The organism is Nostocoides sp. HKS02 (assembly GCF_009707485.1).
GTDB lineage: Bacteria > Actinomycetota > Actinomycetes > Actinomycetales > Dermatophilaceae > Pedococcus.
In genome coordinates this window covers 3,453,298-3,465,042 of record NZ_CP046121.1, presented here as the reverse complement: position 1 = coordinate 3,465,042, position 11,745 = coordinate 3,453,298, and the positions used below count along the sequence as shown (strand labels likewise).

The 11,745-nt window shown below is 71.9% G+C and carries 10 protein-coding genes and 1 pseudogene; 3 read left to right on the top strand and 8 right to left on the bottom strand.

All coding sequences use genetic code 11. The features are described 5' to 3' along the window. Window positions 1-13 precede the first annotated feature (13 nt). On the top strand, window positions 14-766 hold the full coding sequence (locus GKE56_RS16705) for a DUF4118 domain-containing protein (RefSeq protein WP_154685507.1): 753 nt from the start codon (window positions 14-16) through the stop codon (window positions 764-766). A 27-nt stretch (window positions 767-793) separates the two neighbouring features. Here the strand turns inward: GKE56_RS16705 and GKE56_RS16700 are convergent, their stop codons facing one another. The 7 genes and pseudogenes from GKE56_RS16700 to GKE56_RS16670 all read right to left on the bottom strand — a co-directional run bounded on the left by GKE56_RS16700 (window position 794) and on the right by GKE56_RS16670 (window position 7,654). Continuing rightward, window positions 794-1,525, bottom strand: a complete 732-nt coding sequence (locus GKE56_RS16700; RefSeq protein ID WP_154685506.1) for a type 1 glutamine amidotransferase — start codon at window positions 1,523-1,525, stop codon at window positions 794-796. Next, window positions 1,522-2,823, bottom strand: a complete 1,302-nt coding sequence (locus tag GKE56_RS16695) for a Mur ligase family protein (protein WP_154685505.1) — start codon at window positions 2,821-2,823, stop codon at window positions 1,522-1,524. Before GKE56_RS16695 ends, GKE56_RS16700 begins: the two co-directional genes overlap by 4 nt. Before the next feature lie 87 nt (window positions 2,824-2,910). Next, entirely contained in the window at window positions 2,911-3,618 is a 708-nt protein-coding gene (locus tag GKE56_RS16690) for a 1-acyl-sn-glycerol-3-phosphate acyltransferase (RefSeq protein ID WP_230209053.1), read from the bottom strand. A gap of 88 nt (window positions 3,619-3,706) precedes the next feature. Continuing rightward, on the bottom strand, window positions 3,707-4,738 hold the full coding sequence (locus GKE56_RS16685) for a YihY/virulence factor BrkB family protein (protein WP_154685504.1): 1,032 nt from the start codon (window positions 4,736-4,738) through the stop codon (window positions 3,707-3,709). 139 nt (window positions 4,739-4,877) lie between these two features. Further along, window positions 4,878-6,489, bottom strand: a pseudogene (gene guaA / locus GKE56_RS16680) (glutamine-hydrolyzing GMP synthase). A 90-nt stretch (window positions 6,490-6,579) separates the two neighbouring features. Continuing rightward, window positions 6,580-6,918, bottom strand: a complete 339-nt coding sequence (locus GKE56_RS16675; protein WP_230209052.1) for a DUF3817 domain-containing protein — start codon at window positions 6,916-6,918, stop codon at window positions 6,580-6,582. Further along, window positions 6,911-7,654, bottom strand: coding sequence for an SURF1 family protein (locus GKE56_RS16670; RefSeq protein ID WP_154685502.1), 744 nt, complete (start codon window positions 7,652-7,654; stop codon window positions 6,911-6,913). Before GKE56_RS16670 ends, GKE56_RS16675 begins: the two co-directional genes overlap by 8 nt. 129 nt (window positions 7,655-7,783) lie before the next feature. Between GKE56_RS16670 and GKE56_RS16665 the strand changes: the two genes are divergently transcribed. Both GKE56_RS16665 and GKE56_RS16660 read left to right on the top strand, forming a co-directional pair. After that, a complete protein-coding gene (locus GKE56_RS16665; RefSeq protein WP_154685501.1) occupies window positions 7,784-9,550 on the top strand; it encodes an ABC transporter ATP-binding protein in 1,767 nt (588 codons plus the stop codon). Window positions 9,551-9,588: 38 nt separating this feature from the next. After that, a complete protein-coding gene (locus GKE56_RS16660) occupies window positions 9,589-11,385 on the top strand; it encodes an ABC transporter ATP-binding protein (protein ID WP_154685856.1) in 1,797 nt (598 codons plus the stop codon). A 138-nt stretch (window positions 11,386-11,523) separates the two neighbouring features. On the opposite strand, the gene GKE56_RS16655 is transcribed toward GKE56_RS16660, so the two are convergent. Next, window positions 11,524-11,733, bottom strand: coding sequence for a hypothetical protein (locus GKE56_RS16655; protein WP_154685500.1), 210 nt, complete (start codon window positions 11,731-11,733; stop codon window positions 11,524-11,526). Between the last annotated feature and the right edge of the window lie 12 nt (window positions 11,734-11,745).

The following is an 11,745-nucleotide window of genomic DNA, read 5'->3' as shown; positions in this document are numbered from 1 at the left end:
GCGTGATGGCGGTATGGACATCCGGAGAGTCATCTCGGAACGCCAACCAGTCATCGTGGTTACCGCGGCGGCAGCCCCGCTGGTCCTGTGCGCGGTGCTGGCGGCTTGGCGCGCGTCGGTGCCGAACGCCTCGGCCGCCTTGGCGCTGGTGGTCGTCGTCGTGGCCGCTGCCGCCACGGGGATCCGGGCCGCCGGGCTGACCGCCGCGGTGTCGAGTGCGCTGTGGTTCGACGTCCTGCTCACGGCGCCGCAGGGCCAGCTCGCCATCACCGCGCCGGCCGACGTCGAGGTCACTGTCCTGCTCGTCACCGTGGGGGTCGCCGTGGCCGAGCTGGCGTTGTGGGGCCGACGACAGCAGGCCCGGGCGAGCCGGACGACGGGGTACCTGGCTGGGCTCGTCGACTCGGCGGGCACTCTGGGCGGGTCCACGCGGGACCCGGGCAGGCTGGTCCAGGGAGTCTCCCACCGCATCACCGACGTCCTGGGGATCGACCGCTGCCACTACGTGAGCGGCTATCCCGGTAACGACCTGGAGCCGACCGTGTGGGCCGATGGCACCGTGGTCCGGTCGGGGCGGACCATCGACGTCGCCCGGGACGGTCTGCCGGTCGACACCGAGATCGTCCTGCCAGTGCGCAGCGGGGCCCGCCTCGTCGGGCACTTCCTGCTCACCGCCTCGACGCGGGTCGTCCGCCCGAGCCCCGACCAGCTGCGGGTCGCCGTCCTGCTCGCCGACCAGGTCGGCTCAGTGCTCAGCCACGCCTGACGGCGGGTCCGCCACGCCTGACGCTGCTCAGCCGCGCTTGACCAAACGTCGCACCTGGCGGGTGCGCGCCTCGTCGGCGAAGTGGTCGTCCTGCGCCGCCAGCTCGAACGGCGCCCCCGTGGCCAGCTCGGCGGCCAGCCCGATGAGCGCGTCGGCGAGGGCCGGGTTCGCCGGCAGGATCGGACCGTGGAGGTAGGAGCCGACGACATTGCCCGTCCTCGCGCCCTCGGTGCCGTCGGTGCCGTTGTTGCCGAGTCCGGAGCGCACGGTCCCGAACGGTGCCTGCCCCGCGCCGAGGGTCGTCGAGCCGGAGTGGTTCTCGTAGCCGACGACATCGCCGAACTCGGTGGACAGCACGACGGGCCCGATCATCCGCTTGGCGTTGCCCTGGGTGGTCACGTCGAGGATGCCGAGCCCCGGCAGGCGCTTGCCCTCGACGGTGATGAAGGCGTTGCCGAACAGCTGGTACATCCCGCAGATCATGAGCATGGGTGTGCCTGCCTGCGCCAGCGACCGCAGCCGGTCGGCGATCTGCTCGAGGTCGGCTTCGACGCGCACCTGCCCGGAGTCCTGTCCGCCGCCCCCGAGGACCAGGTGGGCCTGCTCGGGGAACTCGCCACCGGGATGGTGCTGGTGGACCACCGGGGTGTAGCCGTGGCGACGGATCCGGGAGGCGAGGCAGCGGGTGTTGCCGAGGTCGCCGTAGATGCTCATCTCACGCGGGTAGAGGTGGACGACGTGGATCTCACCCTTGCTCATGACGCCTCCTCGCCGATGTCGGGCAGGTCGTACCGGGCGGCCAGCGTGCGACGCAGCGCCATCATCGCCGTGTAGGTGCAGAAGATGCGCTTCGGCTCGTCCGGATGCCGGGCCAGGAACAGGTCCAGCGCGCGGTCCAGCTCGGTCTCGACCACAGCCACGGGCACGTCGTCGTACTGCAGCCGGAGCGCCATGTCGTACCCCCGCACGCCGCTGGTCACGCCCACCCCGCGCGAGCGCAAGCTCTCGAAGCTCACGTCGTAGAGCCACGAGACGTCGCGACCGTCGGCGTAGTTGTCGTTGATCGCGATCATGGTCGCGACCGGCGTCGAGCCGTAGGTGCCGAGCGCGACCGTGAACCCGGCGGGGTTCTTCACGAGGACCAGCTCGAGCGGCTGGCCGTCGACCATGACCACCTCACCGCGGCCGAACGGCGGCGTCACCGCGCGCAGCGCCTGTGCGGTCAGCTCGGGGTCGAAGTCGGCGCCCAGCAGGGCCCGAGCGGTGGTCGTCGCGGCGGTGGCGTTGATCATGGCGGCCAGTCCGCGCTGCTGGAGCTCCAGCGGCCCGACCGCGCGACCGCCGAACAGCACCTCGAACGTCCGCTCGTCGGACGGCTTGAGCAGCCCGTCGTCAGGCCCGGCAACCGGTGGCGTGAAGCCGTCGTCGAACCGGACGTCCTGCTCCTGAAGCTCGGGCAGCCGGTCGGCGATGGACGCGTCCACGCCGAAGTAGGTGACCTGCACCCCGTCGGACACCCGGTCGCGGATCCGGGAGACGAACGAGTCGTCGAGGTTGAGCACCACGCCGGTGGTGGTCTGCTCCGCGAGGGTCGCGAGCAGCTGCGCGGTGTGGTCGATCTCGGCGAACCGGTCGAGCTGGTCGCGGGCGACGTTGAGCAGCAGCGAGTGGGTCGGCCGCACCGCCGCCGCGAACTTCAGGGCGTGCGCCTCGTCGAGCTCGAGGACCGCAAGATCTGCCTGGAGCCGACCCCGTAGCGGCAGCTCGCCGAGCATCGAGGAGATGACGCCGCGGGTGAAGTTGCTCCCCGTGGGGTTCGTGAAGACCGTGTGGCCGTGGGCGCGCAGCACCGCCACGAGCATCTTGGTGGTCGTGGTCTTGCCGTTGGTGCCACTCACGACGACGATGCCGCCGCGGACCTCGGAGAGCGCGTGGGTCAGGAATCCCGGGTCGAGCCGCTCGGCGACCAGCCCGGGTAGCGCCGATCCCCCGCCGCGCAGTCGCGACGCGGCCCGTGCCGCCTTGCCCGCGACCACGGCCGCCGTCGTCCTCAACACCCGACAAACCCTAACCGCCCGCGCCCAGGTCGCGGACACGCGGCATACCTCAGGTCTGCACGCAGAGGTTGCTGCAGGAGGGCGGGGTCACGGAGAAGGGGACGTATGCCGCGCCTTGACGTCCGAGGCGTACAACCCCGAGCGTTCCTGGCCGGACAGGGCGCCGATCGCGTCCATGACGGCATCGGTGACCGCACGCAGGAGCGCGGCCTTCTGGTGGGTCTCCTTGAGGCTGTCGACGTCGACCGGAGGGCCGAACCGGACGGTCACCTTGGCGGGACGAAAGCCGTTGGACCCCGGCGGCTGGACCTTGTCGGTGCCGATGACGGCGCAGGGCACCACCGTGGCGCCGGTCGCGAGCGCCATGCGCGCGACCCCGGTGCGGCCGCGGTGGAGCCTGCCGTCAGGCGAGCGCGTGCCCTCGGGGTAGACCCCGAAGGCGTCGCCGCGGCGCAGCACCTCCTCGGCGAGCTCGAGCGAGCCGGCTGCGGCACGCGGGTCGGCCCGGTCGACCGGGATGGTGCCCGCCGCGGAGTGGAACCACCGCACCACCGCACCCCGCAGGCCGGTGCCCTGGAAGTACTCGGCCTTGCCGAGGAAGTGCACCTGGCGACCCGACGCCAGCGGGATGACGATCGAGTCGATGAACGACAGGTGGTTGGAGGCGACGATGAGGGCACCACGGGGCGGGACGTGCTCGCGCCCCTCGACCGCCAGCCGGGTGGCCAACCGCAGCGGAGGACCGACGAGCACGTGCCGCATCAGCTCACGGCTGACGAGATCGGTCGCGCTCACTGGACTACTCCTGCTCGGATGGGACTCCTGCACCACACCAACGTATCGACCACTGGGCAGTCCTTGGGCGTCGCGTCCGAATTGCGACTCAGGGGACTCTCCCCGGCCCATCGGAAGGGCTGTCGTGGTCGGCGCGGCGGGCGTTGAGGCCGTCGTTGTCGAAGCTGACGTCGACGGTCTCAAAGCCCTTTGCCCGTTGGGCTTTGGCCGAATCGGTGTAGCTGCGGCGGTCGCCCCGCGTCAGGTTCACGTCGTCGGTGAACGGTGTGAGCAGGGCACGTGGCCACAGGCGCTTGGCCAGCACCACGTTGAGCTCGACCGAGAGCGCGATGCTCACGGCCGTCACGTACAGCCACGCCACCAGCCCGAGCACGAGACCGAAGACTCCATTGACAGCCGTCGCGTTCTTCAGGACGTTGCCGACGAGCAGGGCGCCGAAAACCTGAAGGATCTGCCACGCCACGGCCGCACTCAGCGCGCCCGGGGCTGACCGCCGCCACGACACGTCGCGGGCCGTCGCAATCCGGAAGGCGAGCAGGAACACGCCGGCGTTGACCACCACTGCGGTGAGGATGAACAGTGCCTTCACGCCCACCCCGAACGAGCTGGCACCAAAGGACTCGGCCGCGGCCCCCAGAGCGGACAACACGGTCGTCGCGATCACCGCGGCGCCCGCCGTGGCCAGCAGGAGGAGGCTGCGAACGCGAGCCAAGATCGGGTTGGGCCGCCGGTTGCGCGGCACCGCCCAGGCGACGTTCATCAGGTTCTGCATGGCCTGAGCGACGCCCAGGGCCCCGTAGAGGGAGCCGAGTACGCCGATGAGGACTCCCATCCCGCTGCCGCGCAGTCCGGTGCTGCGCAGCTGGGCCCCGATGACGGGAAACTGGCTGACCGTCGAGGTCAAGATCTCCAGCTGCAGGTGCGGGTTGCCCTGCAAGGCAAAGCCGAGCAGCGACGACAGCAGCAGGAGGAGCGGAAAGAGGGACACCAGCCCGTAGTAGGCGACCAACGCGGCCAGGTAGCTGCCCTGGTCATCGAAGTACTTGTATGCCACGGCGATGGGCAGCGCGACCCAGGGCCTGTCCCGCTGAAAACGGTCGAATCGGTCCACGATCCTCACCGCTGCTCCTGACGTGCTCGAACGGCCCCGCCCTCAAGGCTATCGGTGGTGGGATGGGTAGTCGGCCATGTCGCCTGCGTCCGATCGCCGATGGCGAGCCGCGAGCCGCGAGCCGCGAGCCGCGGTCAGGCTCGGTGGCTTACTCCCACTCGATGGTGCCCGGGGGCTTGCTCGTGACGTCGAGCACCACGCGGTTGATCTCGCGCACCTCGTTGGTGATGCGCGTCGAGATCTTGGCCAGGACGTCGTAGGGAACTCTGGTCCAGTCCGCGGTCATGGCGTCCTCGGAGGACACCGGCCGGAGGACCACCGGGTGGCCGTAGGTGCGGCCGTCTCCTTGCACGCCAACGGATCTCACGTCGGCGAGCAGGACCACCGGGCACTGCCAGATGTCGCGGTCGAGGCCAGCAGCGCTGAGCTCGTGGCGGGCGATGGCATCTGCCGCTCGCAGGATCTCGAGGCGCTCGGCCGTCACCTCGCCGACGATGCGGATGCCCAGGCCAGGGCCCGGGAACGGCTGGCGCCACACGATCGCCTCGGGAACCCCGAGCTCGAGGCCGACCTGGCGCACCTCGTCCTTGAACAAGCGAACGCAGCGGCTCGACGAGTCTGAACTGGAGGTCCTCGGGCAGGCCCCCGACGTTGTGGTGGGACTTGATGTTGGCCGCCCCCGTGCCGCCGCCCGACTCGACCACGTCGGGGTAGAGCGTGCCCTGGACGAGGAACTCGACCGGGTGCTCGTCGTCGCCACGTGAGCCGACGACATCGCGCGCCGCCTGCTCGAACACCCGGATGAACTCGCGCCCGATGATCTTGCGCTTCTCCTCGGGGTCGGACACCCCGGCCAGGGCCGCGAGGAACCGGTCGCGGGCGTCGACGACGACCAGGTCGACGCCGGTCGCGGTCACGAAGTCCTTCTCGACCTGCTCCGCCTCGCCCGCGCGCAACAGGCCGTGGTCGACGAAGACACAGGTGAGCTGGTCACCCACCGCCCGCTGGACCAGGGCGGCCGCGACCGAGGAGTCGACCCCACCGGACAGGGCGCACAGCACCCGCGAGGATCCGACCTGCTCGCGGATCGCGGCGACGAGCTCGTCGACGACGTGGGCCGCGGTCCAGTCACCGGTGAGGCCGGCGCCGCGGTAGAGGAAGTTCTCGAGGACGCGCTGCCCGAACGTCGAGTGCATCACCTCGGGGTGCCACTGCACGCCGTAGAGACGTCGCTCGTCGTCCTCGAACGCGGCCACCGGCGCCCCCGCCGTCGAGGCGGTGACCCGCATACCCTCGGGGGCCTGGGTGACCGAGTCGCCGTGGCTCATCCACACGGACTGGTCGGCGGGCTGGCCGTTGAACAGCGTCGACTCGACGTCGGCGATCGCGGCTGGAGTGGCGCCGTACTCGCCGAGCCCGGTGTGGGCGACGGTGCCGCCCAGCGCCTGGGCCATCGACTGGAAGCCGTAGCACATGCCGAACACCGGCACCCCGGCCTGCAGGAGTGTCACGTCGAGCTCGGGCGCGCCCTCCTCGTAGACCGACGACGGCCCACCCGAGAGCACGATCGCCGCGGGGTCCTTCGCCAGGAGCTCGTCCACCGACGCGGTGTGGGGCACGACCTCGCTGTAGATGTTCGCCTCGCGGACCCTGCGGGCGATCAGCTGGGCGTACTGCGCGCCGAAGTCGACCACCAGCACAGGCCTGGCCTGCAACGGCGTGGTCGGGGGCTCGACCCGGTCGGCCTCCGGGGCCTCCACGCGGTCGTCGTCCTGGGCCTGCGTGATGTCGGCGGTGTCGGCGGTGTCGGTGGTCTGGTCGGCGGCTGCGGGGTCGCTCACGAGGAAAGGCTACCGGCGGGCCGGGGCCAGCCGGGCCTCGACCTCGGCGACGAAGCGCCGCTCGGCCCAGAACGGCAGCAGCGGCACGAAGCCGGTCATCATGATGCCCACCATCTTGGGCAGGCTCCAGCCGACCTTGAACCCGAGGTTGGCGATCGAGATGACGTAGACGAAGTAGATCATCCCGTGGATCGGGCTCCAGACGGCCGAGGCGCCGCCCTTCCCGAACCCGCCGTTGAGCACGATGATCGCGATCAGCACGAACAGCGCCAGGCCGGACAGGATCGCCATGACCTTGAACAGGGTCAGGGCCTTCAGGGTGCTCGCGGGGTCTTTGATGTCAGTCACGGGCAGCATCATCGCGCACCATCCTGAACCACATGAACGCGGCAAAGGCCGCGAACATCCACCACTGCACGGCGTATGCCGCGTTGCGCCATTTCAGCCCGCCCCCCACCTGCGGCGGTGGTACCCGCTGCAGGCCGGCCGCGGGCGTCACGTCGGCGCCGGTGGCGCTCCGTTCGGACTGGGCGAACACGAAGGCGTTGTAGAGCTGGGTCGGCCAGCGGTTGACCAGGATCGACAGGTCGATCGACCCGAGGGCCGGTGGCGCACCGACCGGAAGGCCCGCGGGCGCGTCGGCCGGCGACTCCCCCGGAGCGAGCGAGCCGTCCACCGTGACCTGGCCCGTTGGTGGCAGGCCGACCGCGGTGAGCGAGGTGACGAACCCGCGCACGACCACGAGGCGGGCCCCGCTGCTGGCGACATCCAGCGGTGTCACGACCCAGTAGCCACTGCGGCCGTCGAGGCGGCGCGGACCGACCACGAGCTGGTCGCTCGCGGCATACCGGCCGACGGCGGTGACCGTACGCCCGGACTGGGGGTTCGGGAAGGGCTGGTGCGGGGTGATGACGGTGTCCACGACGGCTGGTCGCGCGTCGTGCGCGGCGCGGAGCGAGTCGGCCAGACCCTTGTCCTCGGCGACGTGGAGCTGCCAGAGGCCGAGTTGGACGAACGTCACCACCAGGGCAACCAGGAGTGCGAACAGGCCCAGCCAGCGGGGCTTGAGGGCGGTTCGCAGCACGGCGTCAGGCTACGTGACCCGAGGCAGCCCCCAGAACGAGGGAGACCAGGGAGGCGCGCCGGCCAGACCGGCGGCCGCGGGAAAACCGGTATCGAACCGTCGGGGCCGCCCCCTACCGTGGGTCACCTGATGCGCCAGATCCCGTTTCCCGACCCGGGCCGCCCCGACACCCGCAGCACCGTGCGGTTCCTGCTCTGGGTCGGCCGGCAGCAGTGGCGCACCCAGATCCTGGGCATGGTCAGCGGCATGGTCTGGATGTTGTCCATCGCCCTGATCCCGGCCGCCCTCGGTCGCGGGGTCGACGAGGGCATCGTCGGGCACGACGGCACCGCCCTGGTGCGCTGGGCCCTGGTCCTGGTCGGCCTCGGCGCGGTCGCCGCCGCGATGGCCTCGGCCCGGCACTTCTTCGCCGTGCACAACTGGCTGTCCGCCTCCTACCGCGGGGCCCAGCTGACAGCTCTGGGCGCGGAACGCGCCGGGCCGGCGCTGACTCGTGCCATGCCCTCGGGTGAGGTCGTCGCTGTCTTCGCCAACGATGTGATGCGCCTCGGCGGGCTCTACGACGTCATGGGACGGCTGTCCGGCGCGGTCGCGAGCTACATCGTCGTCGGTGCGATCCTGCTGGCGGCCTCACCGCCGCTCGGGTGGCTCGTCCTCGCCGGTGGCCCAGTCATGCTGGCGAGCCTCACCCTGGTCGTCCGTCCGCTCCAGCGCCGCCAGGCCGCACAGCGCGAGGAGGCCGGCCGGCTGACGACGCTCGGGGCCGACACCGTCGCGGGGCTGCGGGTGCTTCGCGGCATCGGGGGCGAGCACACCTTCCTGCGCCGGTACGAGCAGCAGTCGCAACGGGTGCGCGAGCGCGGCGTCCACGTCGCCGGCATCCAGGCCGCGCTCGACTCGGCCCAGGTGCTGCTGCCCGGCATCTTCGTCGTCCTCGTCACCTGGTTGGGGGCGCGTCAGGCGGTGACGGGTGAGATCACCGCGGGTCAGCTCGTGGCGTTCTACGGCTACACCGCGTTCCTCACCATGCCGCTGCAGACGGCCATCGAGGTCGTGGACCGCGGCATCCGGGCCCACATCGCCGCCGGGAAGATGCTGCGGATCCTGGCGGTCACCCCGGACCACGACCGTGCGAGGTCGTCGTCGGTGCCCGTGCCGGCAGCCGACGCCGACCTGCACGACCCCGTCTCAGGGACCCGCATCCGGGGCGGCGTGCTCACGGCGCTGGTGTCGGCGCGGCCCGAGCACTCGACCGCGGTAGCCGACCGCCTCGGCCGCCACGGCCCCGGCCCGCACCAGACGACGTGGGGTGGAACCCGGCTCGATGACCTCTCGCTGACCGAGGTGCGCCGCCAGGTGGTCGTCAGCGAGTCCGACCCCAGGCTGTTCACCGGCGTCCTGCGCGACCAGCTGCTGACGCCCACAGCCACTGCCGCGTCTGAGCGGGCTGGCACGGCGACCACCACCGCGGACGCCGGCGACGACCGGCTGATCCGGACCGCCCTCGACACGGCGAGCGCACTCGACGTCCTCGACGCCGTGCCCGACGGCCTCGACGGCCTCGTCGAGGAACGCGGCCGGTCCTACTCGGGCGGTCAGCGCCAGCGCCTGGCCCTGGCGCGGGCGCTGCTCACCGACGCGCCGGTGGTCGTGCTGGTCGAGCCGACCAGCGCCGTCGACGCCCACACCGAGGCGCGCATCGCGGGTCGCCTCGCCCAGCACCGGCGTGGTCGCACCACGGTCGTGACCACCGCGAGCCCCCTCATGCTCGGGCACGCCGACGACGTCGTCCTGCTCGAGGACGGTCTCGCGGTCGCCCGGGGCACCCACCGCGAGCTCCTGGAGCACCCGGCATACCGGCGCATCGTCATTCGCGGCGAGGAGGACGACCAGTGATCACCGACCACGCCCGGCGCACCCTGCCGGTCGCCGACATGAGCTCGGTCTGGCGGCACACCCGGTCGCTCATGACCGAGCACCGCCGCCTGTTCTCCCGGGTGCTGGTCCTGCATGCGCTCGCGGCCCTGGCTGCGCTCGCCGGCCCGTGGCTCGTCGGTCGCCTGGTCGATGCCGTCAGCGGCCGCCCGGGGCCGAGCCACCTGTCCGTCGTGGACCACCTCGCCGTGGGGCTGGCCGTGGCGGTCGCGGCCCAGACCGTGCTGACCTGGGCGGCCCGGCGACTGTCGTTCATCCTCGGCGAGAGCGTGTTCGCCCAGCTGCGCGAGCAGTTCATCGGCCGCGCGGTCAACCTGCCGCTCTCGACCGTCGAGCGGGCCGGCACCGGTGACCTCGTGGCCCGCACGACCAACGACGTCGAGGCCCTGTCGCACGTCGTCCGGTTCGGCATCCCCTCGCTGTTCGTCGCGGGGGTGACCGTCGTGATGACGGTGGTCGCGGCGCTCTTCACCTCGCCGCTGGCGACCCTGCCGATCCTGCTCGGGCTGCCGTTCTACTGGTTCTCCACCCGTCGTTACCTGCGGTTCGCCGCCGACGGCTACCTCTGGGAGCGCGCCACCTACGCCCAGCTGAACGGCGTCGTCGCCGAGACCGTCGACGGCGCGCGCACGGTCGATGCCCTCTCCCTCGCCGACGTCCGCCGGGCGCGCTTCCACGAGGCGCTGCGAGAGTGCTACCGCGCCGAGCGCTACACCCTCGGCCTGCGCCTGCGGTGGTTCCCGTCGGTGATCCTGGGCTACCACGTGCCGACTGCCGGTGCGGTCGTCTGGGGCGGGTGGCTGGCGATGAACGGTCACGTGACGGCTGGGGCTGCGACGGCCGTGACGCTCTACATCCACCAGCTGACCGGCCCGCTCGACGAGGTCCTGAGCTGGCTTGACGAGATCCAGGTCGGGGCGACGTCGCTGGCCCGGGTCATCGGCGTGGGTGAGGTCCCGCCCGACCGGGTCGCGACCGGCGCCCGGCCCGACGGCTCCGAGATCGCCGTCGACGGCGTCCGCTACGCCTACCGACCGGGCCGCGACGTCCTGCGCGGGGTCTCGCTCGACCTGCGCCCGGGCGAACGGCTCGCGATCGTCGGGCCCTCCGGCGCCGGCAAGTCGACCCTGGGGCGGCTCATGGCCGGCATCGACGGACCCCGTGAGGGACGCATCGAGGTCGGCGGCGTGCCGCTGGTCGACCTCGAGCTCGCGGACCTGCGCGGCGAGGTCGCGCTCGTCACCCAGGAGCACCACGTCTTCGTCGGCACCCTGGCCGACAACCTGCTGCTCGCGCGACCGGGTGCGTCTCGTGACGAGCTTGCCTCCGCGCTGCGGGCCGTCGACGCGCTGGGGTGGGCGTCGCTCCTGCCCGACGGGCTCGACACGACGGTCGGCAGCGGCGGCCACGTCCTCACCGAGGCCCAGTCCCAGCAGCTCGCCCTCGCGCGGCTCGTGCTGGCCGACCCGCACACCCTGGTCCTCGACGAGGCCACCTCGCTGCTCGACCCGGGGGCCGCGCGTCACCTCGAGCGTTCGCTGGCCGCGGTGGTCCAGGGCCGCACCGTCGTCGCCATCGCACACCGGCTGCACACCGCCCACGATGCCGACAGAGTGGCGGTCGTCGAGGACGGCCGGGTGAGCGAGATCGGCACCCACGCCGAGCTGGTCGCCGCCGGCGGTCCGTATGCCGCGCTGTGGGCCTCGTGGCGCGACCAGGGTGCCGCGACGGCCCCCTCAGGGGCCGCGGCCGCCACCCCGGGGTCCGTCACCCAGATTTCTCCTGGCCGCGCGTAACTCCCACCCCCACAAGTCGTTTTCTGGGTGGTGCGGTTGGAGACCCATCCCCGGCTCGTCTCCAACCGCACCATCCGAAGGCGGCTGTTGCTGCGGCGCAGGGGACCTCAGCACTGGCCGCCTTCCGTGCTGCCGTGCCTACGTCGGGCGCCCGTCGCCTGCTGGCGCCAGGGCGGCGAGGACCGCGCCGGGCAGGTCGCGCATGGCGACGATGCGCTGGTCGGCCTCGGTCAGCAAGCTGGCCGGCGTCAGGGCGCAGTACGCGACGATGCGCGTGTGGGACCCCGACGACGCCACGCAGGTCTGGGCCCCCGCCTCCTGGAGGTGCCGATCGCTGTCGACCAGCACGCCGTCGCGTCG

What these genes read in the sequence shown, in the direction of transcription:
- GKE56_RS16705 (WP_154685507.1), top strand. Translation starts at nt 14, where the DNA reads ATGGACATCCGGAGAGTCATCTCGGAACGCCAACCAGTCATCGTGGTT.
- GKE56_RS16700 (WP_154685506.1), bottom strand. Translation starts at nt 1,525, where the DNA reads ATGAGCAAGGGTGAGATCCACGTCGTCCACCTCTACCCGCGTGAGATG.
- GKE56_RS16665 (WP_154685501.1), top strand. Translation starts at nt 7,784, where the DNA reads ATGCGCCAGATCCCGTTTCCCGACCCGGGCCGCCCCGACACCCGCAGC.
- GKE56_RS16660 (WP_154685856.1), top strand. Translation starts at nt 9,589, where the DNA reads ATGAGCTCGGTCTGGCGGCACACCCGGTCGCTCATGACCGAGCACCGC.